Origin of the sequence: Dyella silvae, assembly GCF_026421305.1 — a bacterium.
In the GTDB taxonomy this organism is placed as follows: domain Bacteria; phylum Pseudomonadota; class Gammaproteobacteria; order Xanthomonadales; family Rhodanobacteraceae; genus Dyella; species Dyella silvae.
This window is the reverse complement of the sequence record NZ_JAPJBQ010000001.1, coordinates 568,017-594,687: the sequence shown is the minus strand read 5'-3', so window position 1 is coordinate 594,687 and position 26,671 is coordinate 568,017. Positions and strand designations below refer to the sequence as shown.

The window sequence follows — 26,671 nt, the reverse complement described above, 5'->3', positions numbered from 1 at the left end:
ATGTGTCTGCCTGGGTCAGAGAATTTCGGCACGCGCCAGATCGATGGCGGAGCGGGCGGCGCGGTCGTGAAGGTGGGCGGTCGGCGTGCGGTCGATCAGCAGGCTGAGCAGTTCGGGGCGGGCATAGTGGCCACGCGAATCCATCTGCTGCTTGCGGCGATAGATCAGGTCAAAGTCGAGGTCGGCGATGACTTCGCCTTCACCTTCGCGCAACGGCTCACCCAGCAGCGTGCCGTCGGGCGCGACGATGGTCGTGAAGCAACCACCAGAGATCGGGCCGATCTGACAGCCGGTGTCCTTCATGATCTGCGCCTGCTGGTCTGAATCGAGCCAGGCGGTCGCATTCACGACAAACGCGCCTGATTCCAACGCGTGCTGGCGAATATTGATTTCCATGCGCATGGCGAAGCCGTCGCCAAAGGCGGAGCCCGGATACATGGCGGAGTGGATCTGCTCGCCGTCGGCCATCAGCGCGTAGCGCGCCAGCGGATTGTTGTGCTCAAAGCATGCCAGCTGGCCGATGCGGCCGACCTTGCTGTCCACTGCGCGCAGGCCCGAACCATCACCTTGACCCCAGATCATGCGTTCGAAATGGGTGGGAGTGATCTTGCGGCGACGCTGGATGAGCGTGCCGTCGGCATCAAAAAGCAGCTGCGTGTTGTAGATGGTGCCACCATCGCGCTCATTCACGCCGATGGACACCACCATGCCGGCCTTGCGGGCGGCTTCACCGATGGCATCCGTGGTGGGCGAGGGCACGGTCACGGACTGCTCGAGCAGTCGCAGATATTCGTTACCGAACAGCTGCGCCATGGGGGTTTGCACGGCGGAGAAGTACGGGTAGTACGGCACTACGGTTTCAGGGAAGGTGGCGAACTGGACGCCCTTTTGCCCTAGTTCGTGGATCTTTTGAACAACCTTTTCAACGGTGGCCTCGCGGCTGTAGAGCACGGGGCTGATCTGGACGGCAGCAGCTTTAACGATGGTCATGTGGGATTCCTCAATGCGTAATGGTGTATATGCAACATAGTGGGCAAAAAAAGGATTAGCCGGCCAACTCCTCGAGGGGCAGGCCAGAGGACAAGCGGACAATGTCAGAAGCCCCGTCAACACCAAGTAGTTGCTTGGCTTTGACCTGGGCGGCACGCCACGCGGGGATCGCCTGAGCGAGCAGGGCGCGACCGGCCTTCGAGATCACGATGGGGCGACTGCGGCCTTTCTCCGGAACGATTTCTTCAGCCCAGCCCTGGTCGATCACGAGCTGCAGATTGCGCGTGGAAGTTGAGCGTTCCTGATGATTGGCACGGCCGATCTCCGCCCGGCTGGCGCCGTCCATACGGGCGATCAGCACGAGGAGGGAAAACTGCGAGGAACTGAGGCCGAACGGACGCAGCTCCTGGTCGTAGAGGTTCGTCACGACTCGCGAGATGCGACGGGTGCGCGTCATCAGGCAGTGCTCCATTACTTCGGAGACGATGCTGGGGACTGCTGCCAGGTTATGGGTCGTAGCGCTGTTCATGGTCTGAACAATAGTGCATATACACCATGCTGTCAAGCCCCCAGATCGAATGAGCGGTTCCAACGGTCCTTTCGGCGCCTCTGCCTCTGAAAAGCGCGCCCGGATAGACTTCTTCGACCGCACCGTCGCAACGCGTCGGGTAATGGCCGCGAGGGTCGAGTCTCGCCCAGCGGCCCACTGCTTTTATTCAGACGACCATTGACCCGGGTTACTTGGACGCAAGGCAACGCGCTCAATTTGACCGCACTTGCCCCACAGCATCTGCACCGGGGACATTGCCTGAATTGCTCTGTCGCCATCCGCCACCAAGCGCCTTGATCAGCAGGACGCTCGAGGTCATTCGTCGAGTCTTGATGTCGGCATCGGCCAGCCGTGCGCTCAGTTCGATGTTCTGTGCTTCAACGACGTTGAAATTGCTTTGCAGTCCACCGGCATAGAGGTCGGTGGCGTGGCGCGTGGACTCGGTGGCGGCAACGACCGCCGCATGCTGTGTTTGCGCCTCCTGGCTCAGGCGATTCAATGACGACAGATTGTCTTCCACTTCGCCAAACGCATTGAGCACGGTCTGCCGGTAAGACGCCACCGCTTCGGCGTGGCCCGCACGAGCTTTCTCGGTGCCGGCTTTGCGACGGCCACCGTCGAAGATATTGAGGAGTGCCGTGGGACCGAACGACCAGGCTTCCGAGGGCGCATTGAACACCTTGCCCGCCGCCGCGGATTCGAAGCCAAAAAGTGCAGTGAGGTTAAATGTGGGAAAGAAGGCGGCACGGGCGACGCCAATATCGGCGTTCGCTGCGGCTACGCGATCTTCAGCAGCCGCAATGTCCGGCCGGCGCTCAAGTAACTGCGAAGGGAGATCTACGGCGATGGCTGGCGGCTCGACGTCGAGCGGGCGTGCAGGCAGCGAAAGATTGGACGGCGGTGCGCCGGTAAGAATGGCGATGGCGTGTTCCAGGTTCGCTCGCTTGAGCCGCATCTCGGTCGCTTGCGTGCGGGCACCCTCCAATTGGGCCTGGGCCGTGGAGACATCCCCTTTGCGGGCGTAACCGACCTGTACGCGCGCCTGCGTCAGATCCAGGAACTTTTGATAGTTCCGGACGGTGTCATCGAGAATGTTTTGCTCGAGGTCGTAACCGCCGAGCATGAAGTAGTCGATGGCTAGTTCCGCATGGATGCGAAGTTCGACCGCTGCGAGATCGTCGGCAGACGCATCTGCCCGAAACTTGCCGGCACGCACCTCGTTGCGGACGCGGCCCCACACGTCGATCTCGTAATTGAGATCAAAGCCTGTTTCGTATTGCTTGAACGTGCGATTGCGCGCCGGATTGGCCACGGTTGCGGAAAGATGATTGCGCGTTGCCGACCCGGTCGCATCCACCGTGGGGTAGTAGTCTGCCTGCGCCACGCGGGCGTCCGCGCGAGCCTCGTCAAAGCGCGCCATCGCCACCTGGATGTCCTGGTTAGCCTGAGTGGCCCGCTCCTCGAGCTTATTCAGAGAGGGGTCGTTGAAGGCCTGCCACCACTGGTCCGGAGGTAGTCCGCCGCCCGGCTGGGCCAACGCCCAGTCGCCGATCTCCTTGTATGCCTCGACTGGTGGAAGCGTTGGCCGCGCATCCTTCGGCGCCAGATCGCAGGCACCCAGCATGGAGACGGCGAGTGCGACGCCAATCGCGCGTAAGCGGAACGATGGGATCTTCATGATTTGCCCGCCTTCGGTGAAGCCGTGGCAGCACCCGCCGCCACGCGGCGATCTGCGCTGGCGACCGGTGCCTGGCGGACGCGCACTGTGGAGCCGCTCGCGAGCGAGGCGGGCGGGTTGAGGATCACCGGGTCGCCAGGCTGTAGGCCGGTCGTGATCTCCACCTCAGTGCCGAAGTCGCGGCCAAGCGTGACGGCATGGAGCTCCACGCGGCCGTTCGGTGCGGCAGTGGCCACACGCAAGCCATCCGATTGGAACAACAGGGCATTGGCCGCTACCCGTACGGCATGACTGGTGTTGGGCAGCGTGAAATGGACGTCTGTATAACCGCCAGGGAAGAGCTCGCCCTTGGCGTTATCCGTTTCCAGTTCGACCAGCAGCGTGCGGCTGACCGACTCGATCGCATTGGCAGTGCGAACCAGCTGGGCATCGAACACGCGGCCAGGCTGCTCGGGAAACTGAAGCGCGACCGGCACACCCGGCTGGATGCGCGCGGCGTAGCTCTGTGGCACCTGCACGTAGATGCGGAGCTTGCGCAGATCGGCGACGCGGAAGAGTTCGGGGCCATTGCCGCTGCCGGCATCGATGAGTGCACCGATGTCAGTCTTGCGCGCGGTCACTACACCATCGTATGGCGCCACCACACGTTCGAAGCTCACCAGCTGCTTCAGTCGATCGACGTTCGCCTCGCTTGCCGCCACCAGCGCCGCCTTCGCGGCCGCATCGCTCGATGCCTGGTCCTCGTCCTGTTGCGAAACGGATTCGGTGGGGAGCAAGGCGTGGACACGCTTTGCCGTGGCTTGTGCGACATGATCATTGGCGCGCGCGGTCAGCAGGTCGGCCTCGGCCTGACGAAGTTGGCGATCTACTTCGGGTGAATCGATGTCGGCCAGCAGATCGCCAGCCTTCACCTTGCTCCCGATGTCCACGTACCAATGCTTGATGTAACCGCTGGTGCGGGCATAGATGGGTGTGTCGAACTTCGCCTGGACCGTACCCGGAAGCACGATGTCTTCCTGGTCCGGCGTGGCCTTGGCGGATGACACGGAAACCGTCGGCACGGCGGCATCTTCGGTGGACTTGATCACCGCGGCTTCCGCCTCGTGCCGGGACCATATGCCGCCGATCGCCAGCGCCAGAAGGACGGCGGTGCCCGTATAGAGCGCTGGGGCGGCGCGGCGCCGGGCAGGGGATGTGCGTTCAGTAGTCATGATGCTTGAACCTATGGGTAGTCTTAAATCGGTTCGGCGGACAGGCGAAGTGCACCGGCATACTGCCGGCGCGCGTGGATGAGCGAGAACACCGCCGGCACAAAGATCAGCGTCGCAACCGTGGCCAGGCAGAGGCCGCCGATCACTGCGCGGCCGAGCGGAGCGTTCTGTTCGCCGCCATCGCCCAGGCCCAGCGCCATAGGGAGCATGCCGATGATCATCGCCAGTGCCGTCATGAGCACGGGGCGGAAGCGCATGAAACCTGCGTCGAGCGCTGCTTCCAACGCATTGCCGGTTTCGGCCAGTCGTTCTCTCGCGTGACTCACCACCAGGATGCTGTTGGCCGTAGCGACGCCGACACTCATGATGGCGCCGGTGAGTGCCGGCACGCTCAGTGATGTGTGCGTCAGGAACAGCATCCACACGATGCCTGCCAGCGCCGCCGGCAGGGCGGTGATGATGACGAAGGCGTCAGTCCACGATTGGAAATTGATGACGATCAGCAGGTAGACCAGCAAGACGGCGAAGGCCAGTCCCCCGAACAGTCCGCTAAAGGACGACTGCATCGTCTGAACCTGTCCGCGGATGGCGATAGTCGAGCCCTTCGGAAGATCCTTCTTCATCTCATCGACCACCTTGCTTACGTCAGCGGCGACGGCGCCAAGGTCGCGATCCTGCGGCGCCAGATAGATGTCGATCAGCGGCGCGACGTTGTAATGAGAGACGACGGCGGGACCCACGCCGCGGCTGATGGAACTGATTGCGCCAAGAATTTGCGGCTGCGTGCCGGCCGAGCCTGTCACGGGGATATTGCGCAGTGCATCCAGCGAATTGAGCTGCGGCTGGGGCGTCTGCGTGACCAGCGGGTAGGACACGCCAGATTTTTCATCCATCCAGAAGGTTGGGTTGGTCTGGAAGCTGCCCGTCAGGGATACCAGCAAGTTGTTCGCCACATCACGCTGGGCAAAGCCCAGTTCCAGGGCGCGGCTGCGATCCACCTTGACGTCGAACTCGGGGTAGTCGAGTGCCTGTTGGATACGGGCGTCCGCCACGCCGGGCACGTGGCGCAGACGCTCCAGTAGCTTCTGCGAAAAGGCGTAGTTGGCCGCGACCTTGAAGCCGCTCACCTGCACATCCACCGGGGCCGGCGATCCGAAGTTGAGGATCTGCGTCACGATGTCCGCCGGCAGGAACGAGAACGTGACGCCTGGAAACGCCTGCGGCAGCGTCTGGCGCAAGCGCCGGACGTAATCTTCCGTCGATCCATGCTTTTCATTCAGCGTGATCAGGATGTCCGCATCCGATGCCGTCGTGGGCGCGGAGTTGCTGTAGGCAAGATTGATGCCGCTCACCGGCAGGCCGACGTTGTCGACCAGGCTTTGAATCTCCTGCCCGGGAATGACCTTGCGGATCTGCGCATCAATCTGCTCGGAAAGCTTTGCAGTTTCCTCAACCCTCACGCCTGCATGCGCTCGCACATGCAGCTTGATCTGGCCGGTATCTACCGACGGGAAAAAGTTCTGCCCGAGCCACGGCGTGAGGAGGAGCGACGCGAACGTGCCAGCCAGGAACACCGGTATAAACACGCGACGCCGCAGAATGACGACCTTGAGCAAATCCTGATAACGAACCCGGATCGCCTCGAACTGGCGCTGGAAGTTGTGCTGGAACCGGGCCATCGCGTGGCGCGGCGCTGCGTTTTCGCCATGTTGGTGCATGCGCAGCCAATATTTGGCCAACGTTGGCACCAGCGTGCGCGAAAGCACGTACGAGGCCAGCATGGCAAAGCAGATCGCTTCGGCCAGCGGTACGAAGAGGTATCGGGCCACGCCCTCCAGGAAGAACATCGGCACGAAAACGATGCATATGCAAAGCGTCGCCACGAAGGCGGGCACGGCTATTTCGCGCGCACCGTTGAGAATGGATTCCTCCACCTCCTCGCCATGCTCCAGGTGCGTATTGATACTTTCGATGGCGACAGTCGCGTCGTCCACCAGGATGCCAACTGCGAGCGCAAGACCACCAAGCGTCATGATGTTGATGGTTTGCCCAAGGAGCGACAGGCAGATGATCGACGCCAGGATGGAAAGCGGAATCGAAATGGTGATGATCAGCGTCGATCGCCAGCTTCCCAGGAACAGCAGGATCATCAGGCCCGTCAGCGCAGCCGCGATGATGGCCTCGCGCACGACACCGTCGATAGCGCCTTTGACGAACAGCGACTGGTCGCCGATGGGGTCGATGTTCAACCCAGGTGGTGAAGCGTCCCGCACCAGTGGCAGGTGTTGCTTGATCTGCTCGATGATGTCCAGCGTCGACGTATCGCCGGTCTTCTGGATTGTCATCAGCGTGGCCGGCGTTCCGTTGACGCGAACGATGTTGGTCTGCGGGGACGAGCCATCGCGCACGTGGCCAACGTCGCGGAAGTAGACAATCGAGCCGTTGCTCGTCTTGATAGGCAGGTTGTTGTACTCATCGACCGCGCGCGGGCTTCCGTTCAACTTGATGTTGTATTCGAACTGCCCGACTTTCTCCGTGCCCGCAGGGATGATCAGGTTCTGGCCGGCGACCGCGTTGACCACATCGTTGGCCGACACGCCGCGCTCTCTCAGCAAACGCTGGTCCAGATCAAACTGGATCTGGCGCTGCCGGCCGCCGTAGGGGTAGGGGATGGAGGCGCCGGCCACGCCAGCCAGCTGGGTGCGCACGAAGTTGTTCGCCTGGTCGAACAGGCCCTGCTCGTTGATTGTTGGGCTGGACAGCGCGAGCTGGATGATCGGGACGCTGGAGGCGTTATAGGCAAGGATCTGGGGCGGCGTCGTGCCGGGCGGCAATTGCTTGAGCCATGACTGCGAGACCGCCGTGAGCTGGCTCATCGCCAGGTCGACGTTCGCGCCCTTGTGGAAGAAGTACTTCACTACCGCGACGCCATTCAGCGACTGCGATTCGATGTGCTCGATGTTGTTCACCGTCACCAGGGAAACGCGCTCGAAGCCGCCTGTGATGCGACCGCTCATCTCGTCGGGTGGCAATCCGTTGTAGCTCCAGATAACGCTGACGACGGGGATATTGATGCTGGGAAAGATGTCCTTTGGGGTACGGACAATCGTCAGCACGCCCAGGATCAGCAGCAGCAGTGCCAGCACTATGAATGTGTAGGGCCGGCGCAATGCCAGCTGGACGATCCACATGGGAACGCTCCAATAGGTTTCATGATTAAACCATTTGTACTGCGTTTGGTTTTATAATGCAACCATTTTGTGCTATGGTGTCTCCGTGTCTTCTTGCGGAGGTAGCCACATATGCGACGCGTAAGCCTGATAGAGGCGACGTGCCCCATCGCCCGGGCACTCGACGAGATAGGCGACTGGTGGACGCTGCTGATCGTGCGGGACGCCTTCGGCGGTAAGACCCGTTTCGGCGAATTCCAGAAGAGCCTTGGACTTGCCAAGAACATCCTGACCGAGCGACTGAAAACGCTTGTCGCTAACGGCGTGCTTGAAAAGCGACCGGCTTCTGATGGCGGTGCGCGCAGCGAATACCATCTGACGGAGAAGGGGCGTCAGCTTCGCGTGATCTTGTTTGCCCTGCGCCAGTGGGGCGAAGACCATCTCTTCGAAGACGGAGAGGAGATGATGGTTGCCCGCGATCGAGGCAATCTGCCCATTGCTCGCCTGAGGCTTATGAATTCGGTGGGAGACACGTTGGCGCCCGAAGACATTGTGACGGCCAAGGGGCGCAAGCGAAAACAAACCGCTCACGCGAGCACCCGCACTACGCTCGCGTAGTGGCCATCAACATGCGGGGATTACCCTCGCACGCCAAGCATTCCGACGATGATCACTGCGGACCAGAGCGTCCCCAGCGCGATGGCTATCCAGCAGATCGCGTTGGCTCTCGGCTGAGGAACATGGTGGGCCAACATCACCGTTCGTAAGCCGCATGCGATATGGGCAAGCACGAGCCATACTCCGAGCCCGTAATGCGGAATCAGCCGCACATCCCACGCGCCAGCCAGTAAGCCGCCTGCAGGTAGATCTGTGGCCCAGGCGTAGTCCGTGTCTGTGCCGAAGTAGCGTGCAAGCACGAACACCGCATTGAGATGGGATGCGATAAATACGACCAGGTAGGCGCCGGAGGCTGTTTGCAATACGCCGAGAAGATCTCGCTTCGTGCCCAGCTTGGATGCAACCAGGATGATTCCGCTCACGATCTGAAAAAAGAACAGCGCGATCAGCGGTGGCTCGATCCAGCCAGCCCGATAGATGTGCCGCAGCTTCAGCATGACTTCCCGATGCGTGTCGGCTCCCAGCACGCCGAGCGCGTGATTGCCTAGATGGATCAACAGGAAGACGAGCAGGATGGCCAGCGAAGCCGCGCCATGCATGACCCGGATCGGCGCCGTGCGGGGCTGAGGCAGGGCGATGGAGGCTCCGGCCGCCCTGCTGATGAGAACGAGCAGCGTGCCGCATAGAACGATTAACCACAGGCCGACCCAAACCTTGGCGTCGGCACCGTTGATCTTCATCAGGTAGAGAAACACGCCCAAAATGACGAACAGTGGCGGCGACGCAAATGTCAGGTGGTTGAGCCACTGCAATGCGACCTTCCTGGCATCGCTGGTTGATCTACGTCCCAGCGCGTAAAGACTCGCAAAGGCGCTTGCTGGTACTGCCAGTGTGAGCGCTAATGCCTTCAACGCCTGGAGTGCATGATGATCTGCAGCCGAATCGTGAAGGCTCGCCAGATACCACGGGTAACCCAATGCCAGAAGCGCCGGGAAAAAGTGCGCAAAAAGCGGCACCGTACGTGATTGGGCTGCCATCGGCGTCTGCATAAATTCGTGGGTCAAGTGCGTGTGCGTCACGGCAGTTCAGTCGCGCCACTGACCACCACAGACTGGCCATGTGGACCAGCCCGTGGCGGGAGTCGCGACAACGATGTCGAATGGTTAGTGCGCCGGCGACGAGGCTGACTTCTGTTCCGGAATGGTAACGGTCACCGTCTCGCTCGTGAGAATCTTGTGCGTAGGATCAGCCACTTCGAGCTTGATCTGATGCGTGCCGGGTTTCAGCGCATTCACGATGATGGGGTCCTGGCTTGTATGGGCCCAACCTCCCGGCCAATCATCGACCGACACGTGAAGGTGACCAACGCGAGGCGAAACGTTTAGCGCCCCCTTGCCGAACACGGGAATGATTCGCAGATTCTCCGTCCGGAAAGGAATGATGACGACGCCGCGAGCCAATGGCTCCGGCTCGGGCGCATACGCAATCAGTTTCGGCGCCGGCTCAGACGCGACGGGAATGACTGTCGGAGGGCGGTTGCCATCCGGTGCGCTCTGGGCCCAGGCATGGGCGCAGAGGAGGGCGCCAACGGCAATGACGGGAAGATATTTGATTCGGAAAGACATAACTTTTTTCCTGCTACGAGTGCATGCATTGCTAGGTCAAGAGGCCTGCTTCACGTCACGATGACGACGATGTTCCAGACAGGCTATTCGTAAATAACGCAGGGCGATCTGTGCCCTGGGGATGTATCAGGTGGCCAACACGAAGGTTTTCATCGCGGCAAAGCGTCCTCTTCATGCCGTGATGCCTTGGTGAGAGAACAGGTGACCAAGATATTTAAGGGCTGCCATGTCGCGGATGATCCAGACCGCATTTGCCCGCACCACTTTCAGCCAACATCAAGAATCCACCGGCCATAAACACCCGCCGAGACCAAGTAGTGCTGAGTGGCATTCAAACCGGCGATCTTCTACAAGCCGAAGGTGATTAAGATCGCCGACAAACTGCTTCGGCCAGGCAAGGAGAAGAGGTTGGAACTGGGAGACATTTGCGGGTTTCCTGAAACGAGCCCCTTCATCCAACATGGAAGACGAGGGCGACCTGCATAGGAAACCGCAATGGCGTATCTCGCATACGTCACGGAGCGAGCCGAGTTGTATCGAAAGTATGGCGCGGATGGCTCCAGATACATTTGGATACACGTCTTTGTGCCCAGGAACATGCGTTCCAAGGCCCACGCATGGATGGACTTCTTCGTGGAGGACGGCAGGCGGTGCCTGGGCGGCTAGGCGGCCTTATTTAGAAATCCTTTTTTTTGAGCCCGGGCGAAAATCGGGCGGCAGAAAAACATCTCTTCCTTGCCGATGGGCGGGGTGACAAGGGCAATCCATGCGAACGGAATTGGCGGCGCCACACCTCGCCGCCATCCGATCTACGCACCGCGACACCCTCAGTACTCGTATTGGCCTGGAACCTGTCTTGGATCGCTCGCCAGGCCATCCAGCAGTCTGGACTTGAACTTCGCGACCGCCTGCGACACCTCGGCGACCGGAAGATCGCGCGAGTCCAGGTGAACCACTTCCGTCGCCACCAGGCGCGGGCCATCACACAGTGCGCCTACCACTTGCGCGGCATCTTTCTTGCCATTGACCGACTCGAGCGTGGGCGTCACCGCGCAGTAGCTTTCAGTCTGAGGCAACTTATCGGCGTCCACGTAAAGCTCGATGCGAGGCGCTTGTTCGAGCGGCGTTTGCCCACTGTGCGCACCATCGAAGGCTGCCATGGTGGTGCCATCGGTCACTCGATTGACGGTTTGATCCACACTCTCACCGGGGATCGCGCCGTGAACATCGATGGGAATGTGAGTCATCGTGGTCTGCCAGGCTTCTGCGGAGTCCTGAGATTCAGCCCAACGGGTATTCACGGTTGCATTGCATCCCGCAAGCGCGACCAACGGCAGGGCGAGCAGCAAAGCTACCCTGGGACGAGCAAAAAGACGATGTTTGATGAAGCTCATGAACACTGTTACCTCGTATGCATAAGGGGAGGTTCGGCGGTGCCGTCAGGTTTGTCAGTGCGGCCAGCCAAGCCTCCCCCGTGACAGCACCGAAGGTGCTGCCCTGGGCAGAAGACATGTGAGGCGACACGTGCTGACGTAAAGCGCGCCGGGTAGGGAAGCGATATACGCCGATTACTGACCTGAAAGGGACTCGTGCGCATTCATCGCATCGAGAACGCGAGCCGAGTACACCATGGCAACACCTGCATTGAGAGCGACGGCGACACCGAGCGCTTCTGCCACTTCTTCGCGGGTGGAACCGTGCTTCAATGCTTCGGCAGCGTGAACGGTGATACAGCCATCGCACCGGGTCGTGACCGCCACGGCCAGGGCGATCAACTCGCGTGTTCGTGCGTCGAGCTGTCCTGTGCGTTCACCGGCATTGGAAAGCGTCTGGTAGCCCTTCAGCGTATCAGGACTCAACTTTCCGAATTCGCCAAGGCGGCCCGTCAGCTGTTCGCGATATTTCAACCAATCCATCATGACTAGGTTCTCCGGATTCGATAGAGACCAGCCCGGGCACCATGCCCGAGCCGCATGAGTAATATGCGACTCAGCCCTCAGCGGTCACATGGTTGAAAGAATCAACTCATTGCCTGCGCGAATCACCCGGAAGGCGGCACGGTTTGCGAGTCAAATGGAAAGTGTCGAAGGCGTTCGGCCGAGATGGATCGGGTACAACCTACGCGTCCCCGTCCGCTGACATGGCGAGCTTCCGCGATGCGCCGGGGCGAACGCCGAAGCGCCGATAGAACGCACGACTCATCGCCGCTTCGGATTGAAAGCCCACGTCGACGGCGATCTTCGCTATAGGGTCGCGCCCGGACTGCAAGCGGTGATGTGCCAGTCCAAGCCTGAGCTCACTGAGAAATGCCAGCGGTGCAAAACCTGACGTTTTGCGAAAGGCCCTGACCAGCGTAGCGCGCGAGGTAGCAGCGACGTTGGCCAGATCATCCAGCGTCCAGGCTTTTGCAGGCTCACGCACCATCGCCTGCACCGCCCTGGATGTAATTCGATCGGCAAGAAGCTTGAGAAGCCCGCTCTCGGCGACCTGCTGCTCCTCAAGATAATTCCGCAACAACATCACAAACAGCGCGCTGGCGATGTCTGTCGCAATGGCCAGGGAGCCTTGCCGGGCGCTATCGAGCTCATCCTGGATGACGGACATCAAAGCGCGATACCTTTCCAGCGAAGCACCGCTCGACGCCCTCAAGACGATCACATTGGGGAGCACCGAGGCAATGAGGCTTTTCGCTGCCGCCTCGAAATGCAGCCGGCCGCATACAAGTTCCGTTTCGATGGGCGTGTTGGCGATGGACTTCTTTCGGATGGAATTTTCGAACTCCACCAGGAAGGGCTCTGCCGCGTACTGATTTCTGCGGCGGGACCGAACGGCGTGGCTATCCCCATGAGGAAGCACGAGCACATCTCCCTCAGTGAGCTCGAGCGGCTCGTTGCCTGGCCGGTCAAGTTGGCAGCGCCCACGGGTAACGATGTGGAAATAGGCAACGCCGTGAGGAGCCGAGTCATGCCCCGACGTCCAGGTTCCGCCAAATCGACAGAAATCTTCGAGTTCCGGCTGCACGCGCAGCAAAGGCGCCAACTCCGTCAAGGCGTCACGCGCCGGAGCGCTGGACATGGGCTGTCTCCTGCAGTCGCATTCCGCTTGCGGTTTGGCTCAGACGGTCCTGGTCGGAGTGCGAGCCGGGTGGCCGCTCTAGTTCACATCGAGCCAATTCCCAGTACCTCACGCTTGACGTGGAATCGGCTGAAGAAATGCTACGCCGCAGCTGCTCTCGAAAGTAGTGCAAGGTTGTTCGAGGAGGTTCTCGAGTGGATTCTGATCCGCCTGGACATGTCATTGAGCCCGTCGGCCATCAGCCGGTGAAGCGCTCTCGCCTATGGTAGGGACTCGGCGCAAGCCCGCCCATTAACGGTACCCATAGGAACTAGCCCCATGTCCACCCCCGTGAAATCGTTGCTAGAAGCGCTGGTTCGCACCGAGCGTGTCGGTCCCAACCTTGTACGCATCGCCATTGCAATCGTCTTCCTTTGGATCGGTGCATTGAAGTTCATTCCGTACGAGGCGGACAGCATCACGCCCTTCGTCGCGAACAATCCCGTGATGTCTCATTTCTATGAGCATCCGACCGACTACAAGGCGCATCTCACTCGCGAGGGCGAACTGGTCCCGGCCAAGCGCGAGTGGCAGACCCACAACAATACCTACGGATTTTCCAATGGCCTTGGCACTGTAGAAATATTGATCGCCTTACTTGTACTCAGCTACCCGCTGTCGAAGTGGACTGGACTAGCGGGCGCTGTGCTTTCGTTCCTGACACCTATCGTGACGCTTTCATTCCTCATCACAACCCCGGAGGCATGGGTGCCTGCATTGGGCGATGCTCAGCACGGATTTCCTTACCTCTCCGGCGCTGGGCGGTTGGTTCTCAAGGACACGATCATGCTCGCAGGTGCCTGGGTCATTGCCGTCGACGCGGCCAAGGCCATCCTCGCAGAGAAGGCATCGTGCGCCGTGCGCCACTGACCTTGTCACTTGAGTTTCCGTACTTCACAGCTTGAATTCGCAAACGACCTATCTGGAGAACACCACATGAAAGTCATGGCAATAGCCACCAAAACGACTGCCTGGACACCTGAGAAGTTTGAAAAGCTTATCCCGCATGAAGCCCCGCACACGCTGCAGCTGTATCTCGACGGCAAGATCGAGCAGTTCTGGTTTCGCGAAAACGTGGGGCCCATTTTTCTGATGAACGTCGAGTCCCTTGACGATGCCAGGGCGACGCTGAATACGCTGCCGCTCGTCTCGGAGGGGCTGCATACGTATGAGCTCATGCCCCTCGCCACGCTTGCTCCGCTCGGCCGCCTCATCAAAGGCAAGTAACGCTCGATTGAAGCACCCCGTTCAATCCAAGTCTGGAGAGTTTCTATGAAGCTGTATTACGCCCCCGGCGCCTGTTCGCTGTCACCGCACATCGTCGCGCGGGAAGCCGGGATTCCGGTGGAACTGGAGAAGGTTGACCACAAGTCCAAGCGCACGGCGAGCGGTGCGGACTACCTGCAAATCAACCCTAAGGGCTATGTCCCCGCACTAGTGCTGCATACTGGCGAGTTGCTCACCGAAGGGCCGGCGATCGTGCAGTACCTGGCCGATCTGAAGCCGGAGCGTGCACTGGCGCCCGCCAACGGCACGGCCGCCCGTTACCGCCTGCAGGAAATGCTGGGCTACATCAATTCTGAACTACACAAGGCCTACGCGCCCCTGTTCGCCCCGGAAACATCCGAGTCGACGCGCGTGCAACGCGAGATTGGCGTTCGCAAGCTGTACACACTGCTCAATCAGCATCTGGCCCAACAGGAGTGGCTGGTGGGGGATAGCTTCAGCGTGGCTGATGCCTATCTGTTCACCGTGACCAACTGGGCCAACTACGTGAAACTGGATCTTTCTGAATTTCCCGCCGTGCAGGCTTTCCAGAAGCGTGTGGCAGCTCGGCCGATGGTACGTGAAGCGTTGGTGGCCGAGGGCCTGGTCAAGGCTGCGGCCTGACCTTGCTCACCCTCGTAGGAGCGCACCCTGCGTGTCGATATGCGGTCGGCTCAGCACGCGAAGTGGCGACCATCGCCGAAAAATGCAGCGGAGTGATTAAGGCGAGTTACCGGGGTAGGGAAGGGATGTATTCGCTGAGATGCATCAATCGCCACATTCTCGGTGGCGATGCCCTCATGGCGCGCAGCGACGTGTCACGCGCCATGAGAGATAACGACAAATTTCTCGCACTTGTAGGCGTTATGACTTGTTCGAGCCCATCGCCGCCTGTTCGATAAGCTTGGCGACTTCTTCGGGATGGGAGATGTAAACGGCGTGACTGGCATTGATCTCGATGGTCTTGGTTCCCGCGCGCTTGGTCATGAAGCGCTCCAGATCCGGATTGATCGCGCGGTCTGCCGTGGCAACGACGCCCCAGCTGGGCTTCGTCTTCCATGCGGCGGCCGTGATCGGCGTACCAAACGACTGCGCAGCCGGCATGACTTGGGAGAGCGCCATGAAGTTCGCCTGATCGGCAGGGAGGTCTGCTGCGAAATCTTCGTGAAAATGGGCCGGGTCCAGGAACAGGTAGCCGTCAGCTGTGGGCGCAATCGCCTTGGTGGCTGAAGGCATCTTCTTGGTGAGTACCAAGGGGCTTTCACCGGTATTCGGCTGGAACGCTGCGACGTAGACGAGGCCTGCGACTTTGGGGTCATTGCCGGCTTCAGTCACCACGGCGCCGCCGTAACTGTGGCCGACCAGAATGCTGGGGCCGTTCTGGGCATCGATCACGCGACGGGTTGCCTTGACGTCGTCCTCAAATGAGGTTTCCGGCTCCTGCACCACGGACACCCTGTAGCCGTCACGGGTGAGGATGTTCGACACGCTCTGCCAGCCAGAGCCGTCGGCGAAATAGCCGTGCACCAGCACGATGTTCTTGATTGGTGTCGGCGTGACGGCCTGCGAACCCAGGGCGACAAACGAAAGAGTCAACGCAGCGGCGATGCGAGTAACGAGAGGCTTGGTGTTCATGTTCATGCTCCAGGAATGGGGATGGAACGAAAACCACGGATGTCTGCCAGCCCAGCGATTAGTAGATAGGTTGAGTTGCAGGCCCTCCGGCTTGGGAAAATGGCGTTTGGAAGTCAAAAGGGCTTCAACGGCGCCGACATGGCCGAGGCCGTCTATCCCCAGGGGGCGTCTACCGCGCGGCAGTGCGGTGATCCTTCCGTTCCATCGATGCAGTCCTCCCTGCATATCGATTGCCCGGGAAGAACGGACGCGCGTACATATTCAGTCGCGAAGGTTGCCGCCGTTGAAGCGACCGAATCGCCGAGCCAGGGCCAGGCTGATCAGTAGTGCACCCAGGCCCAGCGCGGTCATCGGTTGCGCGTCGTGCATGTCGAAGTTGCCAACACGCGCAATCAAGACGTAGGCCAGCACGGCATTCACGAAGCTCCAGATGACGTTGACTGTCGAAGACGACAGGCCCTCGCCGCGGGGATGCGCGAAGGGTGACTGGAATGGACGTCCTGAAATGCCCCAGACGAAGTGAGGCACGGCATTGGCGAGAAACGCGCCGCCAAAGAAATAGGAAAGATTGTGAAGCCAGGTCACCACGATGTGATCTCCCTCTTTAACCGTATACAAAGGCGCTGAGTGCCGAAATGCACACTCATACGGTTGACTAACAGCCCGACGGGTTCAGCGGTTTGTCGCTATGACTCGCTCAGGCGTTTGATCAGCGGAATGGCGTCCAGCAGGGTTCGCTGTTCGTCGGGTTCCAGCTGCATCAACGCCGCAAGCAGCCATTCGCGTTTGGCATTGCCACGCTTGCGCCGAACGTCGGCGCCTTTGCCTGTCATCGCAAAAAGAACCTGCCTTCCGTCGGACGGGTGTGGGTTGCGCTCGACCAGCCCTTCCTGTTCCAGGCTGGCGAGGATTGTCCCCATCGATTGAGGTTTCATCGATTCGGCGCGTGCGAGGTCCGCTGTGGTCATGGGGCCCTGCTGATCCAGTCGCCCCAGGACGCCAAGCTGCGAGAGGTTGAGCTCGTCTGTACCCGTTTCCGAGCGCAGGCGGCGTAGCAACTGTCCAACAGCGGTCGTCAGCTCGTTGACCGACGATGCCATGGAGGCTTGAGAGCGCGGTGTCTTGACCATGGATTCACGCTACAACTTAAAAGTCTAACTTGCAAGTTAAACTGTTTATAAGAAGCAGCCCGCAGCGAAAGCCATGGGGCGGATGGATGCCCCGTGCCCGGCTGGACAGCAGGGGCACCCGGGATCGACCGGCTGAATCCGCAGCCCGAAGTGGACACGGCTACGGAAGAGGGCAAGGACACCACCGGAAGCGTCCGGAGCCTGCAGTGGGCAGGGTGGGATCTCTGGGTCTACTACTCTGGTGTTTGTCTCTGCCGCGGCCTAATCTTCCCTCGCGGATAGAAGAGCGTTGCGACGGCGGGAGACGGGCAATGATCGTTTGGAAGTCCGACCGATGGGGGGTCTGCCGTTCACGCATACCGGCGTGCTGGTTTCCGCTGGCGGGAACCGTTGCATTGTCAGGATGTGCGTCGCGCTCAGCGCCTGCCATCGTCTTGTTTGGCGCGTATTTCCCTGGCTGGTTACTGTTCGGGCTACTAGCGATGGCTACGGCGATCCTGGCCCGTGCCGCCTTCGGTTTTGCCGGTTGGGCTGAGTCGGTCCCGTTTCCTTTGTTTACGTATCTGGCGATCGGCATTCTGGTTGCCGGCGCGTTCGATCTGCTGTGGCTGGGGCACTGATGCAAGCGGCGGGTGCACCCAGTACGTCGCGGCTCGCCAGATGGGTGGCACTGGCAGTCATCGCATGCGCGCTGGTCATGCTCTGGATCGTCTTGTCGCGCGCCGCAGACAACCCGTCGACAGATGCGGCGTCGATCGATGCCGACGTGGTCCATGTTGCGTCTGAAGTAGGCGGACGTGTGATCAAGCTTGGGGTGACTGAGAACGCCGAGGTGAAGCGCGGCGATCTGTTGTTCCAGATCGACCCGGAGTCGTATCGAAATACCGTGGCGCAAGCACGTGCGGACCTCGCCGTCGCCGAGGCTACGCTTGCGACCCAGCGCCGGGTCGTGTCGACGCAGGGTTCGAACGCAGTCGTTGCATCCGAACAAACCAGGAAAGCCATACAGAACGCGGGGCTTGCCAGCCGCACCGTGGAACGCCTTCGCCCGTTGGCGAGGGACGGTTACGTTCCGCAACAACAATTGGACCAGGCCGAGGTTGCCGAGCACGACGCACAGAAATCGCTGAGCCAGGCGCAGGAGCTCCAGGCCGCCGCCGTGACTGCGGTGGATACAACGGCCGGCGCGGAGGCGACGGTCCAGGCCAGGCGCGCCGCGCTGGCCATCGCCGAACACTCACTGCGCCAGACGACCGTACTTGCCCCCCACGATGGCCGTGTTGTGGGCCTTACCGTCACCAGTGGCGAGATCGTGGCGCCCTGGCAGTCCTTGTTCACGTTGATCGCTTCCGACGAGTGGTTCTCCGTCGGCAACTTCCGAGAGGACGTCCTCAAGCACGTGGCGGTGGGCGACTGTGCCACCGTGTACTCGATGATCGATCGCTCGCGCCCTATTCGTGGCATCGTCACGGGAATCGGATCGGGCGTGCTCGATACCGAGCGAGTCGATGTCCCCCGTGGACTTCCCTATGTCGAGCGCTCACTCAATTGGGTGCGTGTGTCACAACGGTTCCCGGTGCGGGTAAGGCTGAAGGACCCGCCCCAGGAGCTGGTGCGGCTGGGCGCAAGCGCCATCATCGAGGTACATCATGGCGCCGCTTGCCGATGACCGGCTGGAAGGGTGGCTCCATACCCGCTGGTCGGAGCTTTGGCTGTGCACGCCGGGGCGCGGCGAGTTTGCACTGCGCCTGGCACTGATCTGCGCGCTCACTACGTGGGTCGCGCAGACGTATGAGCTGCCCGATGCGGCGCTGTCGGCTTATCTGGTGTTCTTCATGAACAAGCCGGATCGAACCGGCAGCATTGTGACCAGCATCGCCATGACGGTGCTGATAAGCCTGGTTATCGGCCTGCTTTTGTTGATCGCAGATGCAGCACTCGATATTCCGGCGCTGCGCGTATCGATCATGGCCACACTCTCGCTGTCGCTGCTGTTCCTCGCCTCTGCAAGCAAACTCAAGCCGTTTGCATCAACGATCTCATTGATCCTGGCCTATGCGCTGGATGTACTGGGCAAGATGCCCGGTGGTGAACTGGCCACACGAGCACTGCTGTACGCCTGGATGATGATCGGCGTTCCTGCCGGCGTATCGATTGTGGTCAACCTGTTGATAGGCCCTGCGCCCCGCAAGCTGGCTTTGCAGGGGATGGCGTTGCGGCTGCGCGCCGCGCAAGCCTTCATGCTCACACCCGATGCCCGATGCCGTCGACGCGTGGCCGAGCTGCGGCGGGCAGGGGGCTCGGCCATCCAGGGACTCATGCGTTTTGCCTCGATCGAGAAGACGTCGCCTGCAGCAGACGTGGCAGCGATCCAGCAGGCAGCGCGCTCGACCGATACATTGCTGATGGTGGTGGAAGCAATGGCTGGCAGCGAGATATCCAGTCACTGGCGCGCGATTGCGTCTGCCAGACTTGGCGACATGGCAGGGATTCTGAAAAGGAATCTCTATCCCGTGGATATCCAGCCCGTTCATCTGAGCGATGCTCCGGCCGATGCAGCGACGGCGACGCTGCTCGCGGATTTCAATGCGACGCTTGCGACATTCGCTGTGGCCCCGCAACCGCCCGAGGAACCTGCGAAAAAGGCAAAGAGCGGATTCTTCTCCGCCGATGCATGGAGCAACCCGGCGCATATCCGCTATGCCGTCAAGGTCACGGTGGCAGCGACGATTTGCTATTTGTTCTATTCACTGGCCGACTGGCCAGGCATCCATACCTGCCTGATTACCTGCTACATCGTTTCACTTCCCACTGCAGCAGAAACCGTGGAAAAAATGTCGCTACGCATCGCCGGCGCCCTGGTTGGCGCAGCTGCGGGGCTGGCGGCGATCGTGTGGATGGTGCCCTTGATCGATCACTTGTCCGGCTTGCTGACACTCGTGTTTGTAGGCGCGTTGGCGGGCGGCTGGATCGCGGCGGGAAGCCCGCGCGTGGCGTACGCCGGATTCCAGTTGACCTTCGCTTTCTTCCTCTGCGTCATCCAGGGGTCGTCACCGGCGTTCGACCTCAGCCTGGCACGCGACCGCATCGTTGGCATCTTCATAGGCAATGCGGTGGTCTACCTGATATTCGTCTATGTCTGGCCGGTCAGCATCGCTGATCGCGTTGATCAGGCCATGGCTGGCTTGTTGCGTCGGCTGGCCCAGCTGGCACGATGGCCGGAACGGGTGGCACGCCGGGAACAGTTACCTGCCGCCCATGCCGCTCTGTATGCCCTGACCGTCGACCTGGACATTGCGCGCTATGAACCGACCTCACTTCGACCGCGACCGGAATGGTTTCGGCAACGTCACGCGCTGATTGTTGATCTGGCAGGCCTGGAGGTGCCTCTTCTCGTCTCTGATCATCGCGCGTGGCTGGACACCACCGCGACGCGCCTCGATCGCATGGCCGATGATGTGGACGCCGAAGCCGCGGACGTGGTGACCGATGATCCCACTGCAAAAGGCGGCCAAGATCAGGAGCAGCCCATTGCGCGCTAACCTTGCCCTGGTGGTGGTGCTGGTGTTGAGCGGCTGCGCCACCTCTGCGTTGCAGATGGCGCCGACCGCACCTGACCGACCGTGGTCTCCCACGGTGGATGCTGCGGGCGCTCTTTCGGCAAAACCCGTTTCCGGTGCTCAACCGCCATCGTCCGGTTATGTCTTGCCACCCAACCCGGTCGCGTCGGGCTTTCCACCGGCAGCCATCGATTCGGAGAGGGTTTATGGCCTTGCCGACCTGATCGATCTGGCCGAAAGCACCAATCCCGAGACGCGCATCGCCTGGAACGATGCCCGCAATGCAGCACTCACGGCTGGCATGGCGCGGAGTACGTATCTGCCGCGCATCAGCGCCACCGTTCTGGGCGGCAGGCAATCGGCGAATGGAAACGGCACGGCGCTCTCCGGTCTTTCTGTTGGCCAGAGCGAGTCAGCCAGTGGCACCGTGTCGGTGTTATCGATTGACTGGCTGTTGTTCGACTTCGGCAGGCGAGAAGCGCTGGTGGATGCTGCCGACCAAGGAACGGTCATCGCCAACGTGGCTTTCACTGCAGCCCACCAGAAGCTCATCCATGTGGTCAGTGTGGCCTTTTACACTTACTCGGCCACCCGCGCCCGCGCCGACAGCACGCAGGCGTCACTGAGGGATGCGCAGGAGATCCTGACGGCCGCCGAAAGCCGAAAACAGCACGGCATAGGCACCGTCGTCGAAGTGGCCCAGGCCCGCCAGTTTGCAGCACAGGCCGAGCTTGCCAGGATTCGCGCCGATGGCGATCAGTCCGACGCGTATGTCGCGCTACTTTCGGCCTTGGGCGTTTCTCCGCTGTCGCATATTCGCATCGCCGATATATCCCAGCGCCCACTTCCAACCCACCTCGATCAGCCGATCGAAACGGTGGTCGAGCATGCGCTGCAGCGGCGCCCGGATGTCCTTGCCGCCATAGCTACGCAGAAGGCGGCGGAGGCAGGGGTGCGCGCTGCGAAGGCTGATTTCCTTCCGAAGGTATTTGTCTCCGCGTCCGGCACCTACAACAGCGGCAATTTTCGCGTTTCGGCTATCCCGGCCGTGGGTGATCAGGCGCCCACGGTGAATCTTTCGAACCGTCAGTGGGGAACCACCATCATGTTCGGCGTGTCCGTGCCGATCTACAACGGTGGCGTGCGCAACGCCGCGTTGGCGCAGGCGCGAAACCGGGAGGACTCGGCGGAGGATGCACTGGAGCGGGTGAAGCTCGGTGCCGCACAGGAGGTCGTGATGGCCCATTCCAAACTGCGAACCAGCCTCGCAGCGATGGCTGCAGCGCAAGCCCTGCTTGACGCCTCACAGACCACCTATGACGCCGCGCTGGCGGCCTACCGGCGCGGCGTCGGTTCGTCCACCGACGTGCTGACTGCCGAACGCCAGTTGCTCGAAGCGCGCGATGCCACGGCCGATGCACATAGCGCCGCACTTTCAGCAGCAGCCACGCTGGCACTGGTCTGCGGAAGTCTGGGGTCGGCGCCTGACTAGTCGATTGCGCGGCCCTTTCCTGCGCCGGGCGCCCATGCCCGGAGTGCGAAGAACACGCGCGGAGTGTTAGCCGCTACGCGGGTGGCCGAAGCTGCATGCCTTCGCGATGTTGCGGGCCAGTGGGCCCATAGTCGAGTTCGGCACCCAGGTTGCTGCTACGGCTGACGGCAGCCGGAGCGTCGCAGGCGTCCATGATCGATTCGATGAAAATCAGACTGTCGTTCGGTGCTTGAAGCGCCTTCTCCAGATCAGCGCCTGTCCTGACAACAAACGTTCGCGCGGAAGTGTCAGGGCGAAGTACTCTCGGCAAGTCGGCATAGGACCAGTTTGCGATGTCGTTGTAGGGCTCTGTCTTGCCGAGGTAGCCGCGTTCAATGGTGTATCCGCCATTGTTGATCAGGAGGATCACAGGCTTGTGGTCGTGACGAAGAATGGTCGACAACTCCTGCGCAGTGACCTGGAAGGAGCCATCGCCGATCAGTAGCAGGTGACGCCGATCCGGCGCCGCGGTCAGTGCCCCCAGAAGGGCCCCCACTGAATAACCGATCGAGCCCCAGTTGATCGAGCCAATGAAAGTGCTCTTTGGCGGGAGCTTCAGGCCGAGCAGGGAAAATGACGTGCCGTTGTCGACGTAAAGCACGTCGCCTGGCTGCAGATATCCCTGGATAGCCTGCCAATAAAAGGCCTGGGTCAGCTTTGCATGGCTGTCTAAATGCGCCGCTGCAGCAGGTGCAGTCTTGAGGCGTGGCGGGCGATGGCTCATCTGAGGGATCGCGTCGACGACGCCACGGAGCACTTCCTTGAGCGTCACCGCCTGATAGTTATCGTGGCCAATATCCACCGAGTGTCCACGGGCGTGAATCGTGTTTGCGGGCAGAGTGGCCGAGAAATCGCCCGTCGTCACCTCGATTGGCCGGTAGCCGATGGCGAGCAAGCAGTCGCTGCTCTCTATGAGCTCCCGCACGCCCGGTTCACTGGCCATGCCGGCGTAGATGCCAAGATAGTGCGGGAAGGACTCATCAATCACGCCCTTGGCTGCGTTGATCACCGCGATGGGTGCCTGGAGTTTCGCGGCAAGCTCCTTGAGTTCGGGAGCGACCCCGAATCGATCCGCATCGGCGTCTACCAGAATCGCCGGCGACGTGGCGGTCGACAGATGTTGCGCGAGCGTGGCAATGCACGAATTCAGCCGTTCCGGATCACACGGCGGCTCGGCAAGAACGAGGGGCGCCGAAGGAACCTCAATGTCCAGATACGCGATGTCGGACGGAAACTCCATATACACCGGAAGTTTTTCACGCCAGGCGGTGAGGATCAGGCGATCGATCTCCGAAGCCGCATTGCGAGGCGTGATTCTGGCCTGCGCCGCAGTCACCTGCTTGTAGGCATCAAGGAAGTGGTTCCAATGGCCGTCGGCCATGGTGTGGTGCATTCCCAGGCCGCGATCGATGGATCGCAATGGTATCGAGCCGCTGATGCAGATAACCGGAACGTGCTCGGCGCACGAGCCGCCGATGCCGTTGATGGCGCTCAGCGGACCCACGCCATTGGTGACAAGTAAGGCCCCGAGGCCATTGAGCCTGGCATAGCCGTCGGCCGCATAAGAGGCATTGAGTTCACCGGTGGTACCGATCCACCGCATCCGGCCCGCATCGTGGAGCTGCTGAAGCAATGTAAGGTTGTAATCGCCGGGAACACCAAAAAGGTGCCGAATGCCAGCCTCTTCAAGACGGCGAAGAAGGAAGTCGCCGATCTTCATTCGTTGGACGTTGCTTGCCATGGGGGACTCCCGATCTGACGCATCAGAAGAAGTTGGCGAAAGCTGGATGGCGAGCCTCAAAGGGAACGATGGGCCATCCATCGCAGAAAGCCTGGCAAGGCCGCCATGATGGCGCCCCGCTGCACCAGATGCGTCAATGCATCAGTCATGACTGAGCACGCCGGCTCCTTCGCCTTTTCATAGTGGCCACCCGGCGCCGTGACCATGAGCGCGGGTAGTGACCATTCAAACGGGAACATAAGTCGATCTCCCTCTGGTGGAGTCGAGTTGACGCTCAAGTGACTGGCAGCCCAAGTGCCTCATAGGAGGTATCGAACGACTTGGCGCACTCCGAAACCCACGGATAAACCACTCGGAGTTTCGGATGATTTTGCTTAATCATGCGCGGCGTTGCGTAATGCCTCGGTGAAGTTGACCGGTCCGCGGCAAGTGCAGGATCGTTGCGTTAAAGACGCGAGATTATGCAGATTTCCCTGTCTTTCGAAAGCAAGCAAACGCCTGTTTGGCAATGCGGCAGCAAGGTATCTTGAGCGCCGCATGTGCTTGGCGTTGACCGAAGCTCGCCTCGTATATAGCGGGACTCGCGCCGCTGGGGGATGATTCGCCCCTGACAACGCAAACGCCGGAAAGGAGCAAAATGATCGACCACGTCTATATCTCCGTCACCGACATCAAGAAGTCACTGGCGTTCTACACCGAAGCCCTGCAGCCGATCGGCTGGAGCTTCTTCGGAAACTACGATTCTGCCCTGGGCCCCGCAGGTGTCCCTGATCTTTACGGCATCGTCGACGATGTGTACCACAGTGGAAAGGGTGGCGGTTCGAGCATCTGGCTGCGTCAACGCAAGCCCGGCGAAACCGGGCTCTACATAGGGATCGCCTGCGCCACACATGAGCTGGTCGATGCTGCCTACGCCGCTGCAATTCATGCCGGCGGCAATGACGAAGGTAAGCCAGCAGATCGCACCTACTTTGCTCCCGGCTACTACGCCGCCAACGTCTCCGACTTCGACGGCAATCGCATTGAATTTGTGCACAAGGCCTGGCACCCAAAGAGGCACTCATAACCCTCATGCGAGGCAGACCATCAAACGACTCAGGCTTCTGATCTAGGCCTTCGTGGATTTACGATCTCACTCGTCTCGGGACCGATAGCATGGACCATAAGAAGAGACTTTGTCCTCTTGGGGCGCTGGCAGCAAACCTGAAAAGCCTTTCAATCAAAAGCCACCTGGTATTTTGGCTCTAACTTCGAAATTCGACATTCGCTCCTGGCGACAACCACGCGCGAGGGCAGGGTGAATAGTCATCACTTATCGCGAGTACAAATCCAAACGAGTAGGGCGCCGATTGGGGAGAGCCATTTCATGGCACGAGGCATCACCATTCGGGCTTCGCTAGAAGCAGACCAAGCCCAGTTGGCGAAAGAGCGTAAAAACTGGGAAGCTCGGCTGAAAGTCGCCCAAACTAGCGCAGCGCAAACACCGGCCGCCCGGAACCTCGCCGAGCACGCTTGCGCCACGCTCGACGGCCAACTGCAGGACAGTCACGCGCCGCGTGCTGATCTGGCGCAGCAGCGCGACCGTCTGCAAGACCAGTGTGATGCTCAGTCTGCACATATCCAGATGCTTCGGACTCAACTGGACGAGAATCAGGTCGATCTGCGAACAGAACGTGAGCGGACAGGAGGCGTACTTTCGTGCCGCCGAAGACCGCGCGCACCTAAAAGTCGATCGTGCTCGACAGGACGCCAAACAGTGGCAGCAACGGCACGAAGGCGCAGAACGGGTTCATCGAGATGCGGTCGTGGCCATGCAGGGCCAGCTCAACTTAGTCGCAAGCCGGCCGGCGACTTCTTTGGTACGCGAGCGCGTGCGGATACCTTTGCTTTCTGGGGAAGCGGACGCCTGGGCCTTATTAAGAGGGCTGTGACCATGGCTGTGCCAACGCGGCCGCGCCATCCGTAATTGCGCATAATGTATATTATGTAAAATTAAATTAAAGGGCTTTTATGGCGCGATGGTGAGTCATGGCCTCCGTGCCCCGCACTCTTGGCTCGAGCGATCCATGCGCGCACTCAGCATATAGATGAATGGGTGGGCCTTTGCGGACAAAAGTTTTTTCGCTTGCCACACCGCATGGAGAGACGCCGGGCGGCATTCGAAATTCTCAAGCAGAATCTCGACAGCCCCGGCTTCGATCAGGCTCGGTATCTGCCACAGCGACGGCCAGCCAATACCTAATCACGGAGATGGGCAGCTAGTAAGACGTTAGTGCTCGCTGACCCATATGTCCTCGATGTCGTCCATAACGGCAAGCTCGACGTCAGAAGTCGATAGCTTCGAAACGTCGAAGACGCGCCCGTGCCGAACCCCTCGATAGATCCCGCCCTTTCGAAAGGTCGCGGCCCAAATGACACTATCCAATACTGCTGCATCGTATTGTGCGGTGTAGTTGAAGCCATTGCTGGTGACACCAAAGAGGTCATGCATAGCCGCACACTCCGCAGGCAGTCGTAAGCTGACACTACTCCTTTGACGCAAGGGGTACACGGGGCGGAAAGGGCTGAAACCTCTCTTGCCTGGCAAAACATCCGCTTTTTCGCCTTCCACGAAGAAACTAACATTTGAAGTCCAATAAGCGCGTATGGTGCTGTAGATGGACTCACTTTCACGAAGCGCGCACGGATGCTCGCGATTGGGAGCGCATGAGCATCTATCGACCCAGTGTGTTGAGTTGCAAGCAATGGGCTCTGTTGAGTGAGGTCGTAAAGCGCTGCCCGTTGTCTCTACGCACGATAGAGCGCCTTGCCGATCTACGCCGTCTCAGCGAGGCGGGCTTGGTGACCATGGA

25 protein-coding genes are annotated in these 26,671 nt (G+C 60.5%); 10 read left to right on the top strand and 15 right to left on the bottom strand.

Annotated elements, in window-relative coordinates; all coding sequences use genetic code 11:
• Positions 1–15: 15 nt before the first annotated feature.
• From OQE56_RS02760 to OQE56_RS02740, 5 genes are all read right to left on the bottom strand, one after another.
• Complete coding sequence (locus OQE56_RS02760) at positions 16–990, bottom strand: carbon-nitrogen hydrolase family protein (protein ID WP_267221294.1); 975 nt, start codon at positions 988–990, stop codon at positions 16–18.
• 55 nt (positions 991–1,045) lie between these two features.
• Positions 1,046–1,447 carry a MarR family winged helix-turn-helix transcriptional regulator gene (locus tag OQE56_RS02755; protein ID WP_267221292.1) on the bottom strand — a complete coding sequence of 134 codons (402 nt, stop codon included), beginning with the start codon at positions 1,445–1,447 and terminating at the stop codon, positions 1,046–1,048.
• Positions 1,448–1,751: 304 nt separating this feature from the next.
• Positions 1,752–3,218, bottom strand: a complete 1,467-nt coding sequence (locus OQE56_RS02750; protein ID WP_267221290.1) for an efflux transporter outer membrane subunit — start codon at positions 3,216–3,218, stop codon at positions 1,752–1,754.
• A complete protein-coding gene (locus OQE56_RS02745; RefSeq protein WP_267221288.1) occupies positions 3,215–4,429 on the bottom strand; it encodes an efflux RND transporter periplasmic adaptor subunit in 1,215 nt (404 codons plus the stop codon). Before OQE56_RS02745 ends, OQE56_RS02750 begins: the two co-directional genes overlap by 4 nt.
• A 23-nt stretch (positions 4,430–4,452) precedes the next feature.
• Entirely contained in the window at positions 4,453–7,620 is a 3,168-nt protein-coding gene (locus tag OQE56_RS02740) for an efflux RND transporter permease subunit (RefSeq protein WP_267221286.1), read from the bottom strand.
• Positions 7,621–7,731: 111 nt separating this feature from the next.
• Between OQE56_RS02740 and OQE56_RS02735 the strand changes: the two genes are divergently transcribed.
• Positions 7,732–8,217 carry a winged helix-turn-helix transcriptional regulator gene (locus OQE56_RS02735; protein WP_267221285.1) on the top strand — a complete coding sequence of 162 codons (486 nt, stop codon included), beginning with the start codon at positions 7,732–7,734 and terminating at the stop codon, positions 8,215–8,217.
• A 20-nt stretch (positions 8,218–8,237) separates the two neighbouring features.
• On the opposite strand, the gene OQE56_RS02730 is transcribed toward OQE56_RS02735, so the two are convergent.
• From OQE56_RS02730 to OQE56_RS02710, 5 genes are all read right to left on the bottom strand, one after another.
• Entirely contained in the window at positions 8,238–9,281 is a 1,044-nt protein-coding gene (locus OQE56_RS02730) for a hypothetical protein (RefSeq protein WP_267221283.1), read from the bottom strand.
• Positions 9,282–9,380: 99 nt separating this feature from the next.
• Positions 9,381–9,842 (bottom strand): DUF6130 family protein, encoded by a 462-nt coding sequence (locus OQE56_RS02725; RefSeq protein ID WP_267221282.1) that lies wholly within the window; start codon positions 9,840–9,842, stop codon positions 9,381–9,383.
• An 827-nt stretch (positions 9,843–10,669) separates the two neighbouring features.
• Entirely contained in the window at positions 10,670–11,242 is a 573-nt protein-coding gene (locus OQE56_RS02720) for a hypothetical protein (protein ID WP_267221281.1), read from the bottom strand.
• Positions 11,243–11,410: 168 nt separating this feature from the next.
• Positions 11,411–11,761, bottom strand: coding sequence for a carboxymuconolactone decarboxylase family protein (locus tag OQE56_RS02715; protein WP_267221280.1), 351 nt, complete (start codon positions 11,759–11,761; stop codon positions 11,411–11,413).
• A 199-nt stretch (positions 11,762–11,960) separates the two neighbouring features.
• On the bottom strand, positions 11,961–12,917 hold the full coding sequence (locus tag OQE56_RS02710) for an AraC family transcriptional regulator (protein WP_267221278.1): 957 nt from the start codon (positions 12,915–12,917) through the stop codon (positions 11,961–11,963).
• Between the two features lie 318 nt (positions 12,918–13,235).
• Between OQE56_RS02710 and rclC the strand changes: the two genes are divergently transcribed.
• The 3 genes from rclC (at position 13,236) to gstA (ending at position 14,846) form a co-directional block, all read left to right on the top strand.
• Entirely contained in the window at positions 13,236–13,826 is a 591-nt protein-coding gene (gene rclC / locus OQE56_RS02705; RefSeq protein ID WP_267221277.1) for a reactive chlorine resistance membrane protein RclC, read from the top strand.
• Between the two features lie 66 nt (positions 13,827–13,892).
• Complete coding sequence (locus OQE56_RS02700; RefSeq protein WP_267221276.1) at positions 13,893–14,183, top strand: hypothetical protein; 291 nt, start codon at positions 13,893–13,895, stop codon at positions 14,181–14,183.
• A gap of 45 nt (positions 14,184–14,228) precedes the next feature.
• Entirely contained in the window at positions 14,229–14,846 is a 618-nt protein-coding gene (gene gstA / locus OQE56_RS02695) for a glutathione transferase GstA (protein WP_267221274.1), read from the top strand.
• A gap of 240 nt (positions 14,847–15,086) precedes the next feature.
• On the opposite strand, the gene OQE56_RS02690 is transcribed toward gstA, so the two are convergent.
• The 3 genes from OQE56_RS02690 to OQE56_RS02680 all read right to left on the bottom strand — a co-directional run bounded on the left by OQE56_RS02690 (position 15,087) and on the right by OQE56_RS02680 (position 16,987).
• The gene (locus tag OQE56_RS02690; protein WP_267221272.1) at positions 15,087–15,857 is read right to left on the bottom strand and encodes an alpha/beta hydrolase; all 771 of its coding nucleotides are present in this window, start codon (positions 15,855–15,857) and stop codon (positions 15,087–15,089) included.
• A 261-nt stretch (positions 15,858–16,118) separates the two neighbouring features.
• Positions 16,119–16,445 carry a hypothetical protein gene (locus OQE56_RS02685; RefSeq protein ID WP_267221270.1) on the bottom strand — a complete coding sequence of 109 codons (327 nt, stop codon included), beginning with the start codon at positions 16,443–16,445 and terminating at the stop codon, positions 16,119–16,121.
• Positions 16,446–16,543: 98 nt separating this feature from the next.
• Positions 16,544–16,987 (bottom strand): MarR family winged helix-turn-helix transcriptional regulator, encoded by a 444-nt coding sequence (locus tag OQE56_RS02680; protein WP_267221268.1) that lies wholly within the window; start codon positions 16,985–16,987, stop codon positions 16,544–16,546.
• A gap of 482 nt (positions 16,988–17,469) precedes the next feature.
• Here OQE56_RS02680 and OQE56_RS02675 point away from each other — a divergent pair, with 482 nt between their 5' ends.
• The 4 genes from OQE56_RS02675 to OQE56_RS02660 all read left to right on the top strand — a co-directional run bounded on the left by OQE56_RS02675 (position 17,470) and on the right by OQE56_RS02660 (position 22,039).
• Positions 17,470–17,607 carry a hypothetical protein gene (locus OQE56_RS02675; protein ID WP_267221266.1) on the top strand — a complete coding sequence of 46 codons (138 nt, stop codon included), beginning with the start codon at positions 17,470–17,472 and terminating at the stop codon, positions 17,605–17,607.
• Positions 17,608–17,684: 77 nt separating this feature from the next.
• Positions 17,685–18,656, top strand: coding sequence for a multidrug transporter subunit MdtN (mdtN, locus tag OQE56_RS02670; RefSeq protein WP_267221265.1), 972 nt, complete (start codon positions 17,685–17,687; stop codon positions 18,654–18,656).
• Entirely contained in the window at positions 18,637–20,529 is a 1,893-nt protein-coding gene (locus OQE56_RS02665; protein WP_267221263.1) for an FUSC family protein, read from the top strand. Before mdtN ends, OQE56_RS02665 begins: the two co-directional genes overlap by 20 nt.
• Positions 20,519–22,039, top strand: a complete 1,521-nt coding sequence (locus OQE56_RS02660; protein WP_267221262.1) for a TolC family protein — start codon at positions 20,519–20,521, stop codon at positions 22,037–22,039. The genes OQE56_RS02665 and OQE56_RS02660 overlap by 11 nt, the downstream gene beginning before the upstream one ends.
• Positions 22,040–22,112: 73 nt before the next feature.
• Here the strand turns inward: OQE56_RS02660 and OQE56_RS02655 are convergent, their stop codons facing one another.
• A complete protein-coding gene (locus OQE56_RS02655) occupies positions 22,113–23,798 on the bottom strand; it encodes an alpha-keto acid decarboxylase family protein (protein ID WP_267221260.1) in 1,686 nt (561 codons plus the stop codon).
• 658 nt (positions 23,799–24,456) lie between these two features.
• On the opposite strand from OQE56_RS02655, the gene OQE56_RS02650 reads away from it, so the two are divergent.
• Both OQE56_RS02650 and OQE56_RS02645 read left to right on the top strand, forming a co-directional pair.
• Positions 24,457–24,885: a VOC family protein gene (locus tag OQE56_RS02650; protein WP_267221258.1), complete on the top strand. Its 429-nt coding sequence runs from the start codon at positions 24,457–24,459 to the stop codon at positions 24,883–24,885.
• Positions 24,886–25,375: 490 nt separating this feature from the next.
• Positions 25,376–25,750 (top strand): hypothetical protein, encoded by a 375-nt coding sequence (locus tag OQE56_RS02645; RefSeq protein WP_267221257.1) that lies wholly within the window; start codon positions 25,376–25,378, stop codon positions 25,748–25,750.
• Positions 25,751–26,088: 338 nt separating this feature from the next.
• Here OQE56_RS02645 and OQE56_RS02640 read toward each other — a convergent pair whose 3' ends face one another.
• Complete coding sequence (locus OQE56_RS02640; protein ID WP_267221256.1) at positions 26,089–26,310, bottom strand: TonB-dependent receptor; 222 nt, start codon at positions 26,308–26,310, stop codon at positions 26,089–26,091.
• Between the last annotated feature and the right edge of the window lie 361 nt (positions 26,311–26,671).

Coding starts and splice junctions, on each gene's coding strand:
- gstA (WP_267221274.1), top strand. CDS start 14,229: ATGAAGCTGTATTACGCCCCCGGCGCCTGTTCGCTGTCACCGCACATC.
- OQE56_RS02725 (WP_267221282.1), bottom strand. CDS start 9,842: ATGTCTTTCCGAATCAAATATCTTCCCGTCATTGCCGTTGGCGCCCTC.
- mdtN (WP_267221265.1), top strand. CDS start 17,685: ATGCTCTGGATCGTCTTGTCGCGCGCCGCAGACAACCCGTCGACAGAT.
- OQE56_RS02755 (WP_267221292.1), bottom strand. CDS start 1,447: ATGACGCGCACCCGTCGCATCTCGCGAGTCGTGACGAACCTCTACGAC.
- OQE56_RS02690 (WP_267221272.1), bottom strand. CDS start 15,857: ATGAACACCAAGCCTCTCGTTACTCGCATCGCCGCTGCGTTGACTCTT.
- OQE56_RS02715 (WP_267221280.1), bottom strand. CDS start 11,761: ATGATGGATTGGTTGAAATATCGCGAACAGCTGACGGGCCGCCTTGGC.
- rclC (WP_267221277.1), top strand. CDS start 13,236: ATGTCCACCCCCGTGAAATCGTTGCTAGAAGCGCTGGTTCGCACCGAG.
- OQE56_RS02640 (WP_267221256.1), bottom strand. CDS start 26,310: ATGCATGACCTCTTTGGTGTCACCAGCAATGGCTTCAACTACACCGCA.
- OQE56_RS02710 (WP_267221278.1), bottom strand. CDS start 12,917: ATGTCCAGCGCTCCGGCGCGTGACGCCTTGACGGAGTTGGCGCCTTTG.
- OQE56_RS02740 (WP_267221286.1), bottom strand. CDS start 7,620: ATGTGGATCGTCCAGCTGGCATTGCGCCGGCCCTACACATTCATAGTG.
- OQE56_RS02675 (WP_267221266.1), top strand. CDS start 17,470: ATGGCTACGGCGATCCTGGCCCGTGCCGCCTTCGGTTTTGCCGGTTGG.
- OQE56_RS02680 (WP_267221268.1), bottom strand. CDS start 16,987: ATGGTCAAGACACCGCGCTCTCAAGCCTCCATGGCATCGTCGGTCAAC.
- OQE56_RS02750 (WP_267221290.1), bottom strand. CDS start 3,218: ATGAAGATCCCATCGTTCCGCTTACGCGCGATTGGCGTCGCACTCGCC.
- OQE56_RS02700 (WP_267221276.1), top strand. CDS start 13,893: ATGAAAGTCATGGCAATAGCCACCAAAACGACTGCCTGGACACCTGAG.
- OQE56_RS02665 (WP_267221263.1), top strand. CDS start 18,637: ATGGCGCCGCTTGCCGATGACCGGCTGGAAGGGTGGCTCCATACCCGC.
- OQE56_RS02650 (WP_267221258.1), top strand. CDS start 24,457: ATGATCGACCACGTCTATATCTCCGTCACCGACATCAAGAAGTCACTG.
- OQE56_RS02735 (WP_267221285.1), top strand. CDS start 7,732: ATGCGACGCGTAAGCCTGATAGAGGCGACGTGCCCCATCGCCCGGGCA.
- OQE56_RS02745 (WP_267221288.1), bottom strand. CDS start 4,429: ATGACTACTGAACGCACATCCCCTGCCCGGCGCCGCGCCGCCCCAGCG.
- OQE56_RS02655 (WP_267221260.1), bottom strand. CDS start 23,798: ATGAAGATCGGCGACTTCCTTCTTCGCCGTCTTGAAGAGGCTGGCATT.
- OQE56_RS02760 (WP_267221294.1), bottom strand. CDS start 990: ATGACCATCGTTAAAGCTGCTGCCGTCCAGATCAGCCCCGTGCTCTAC.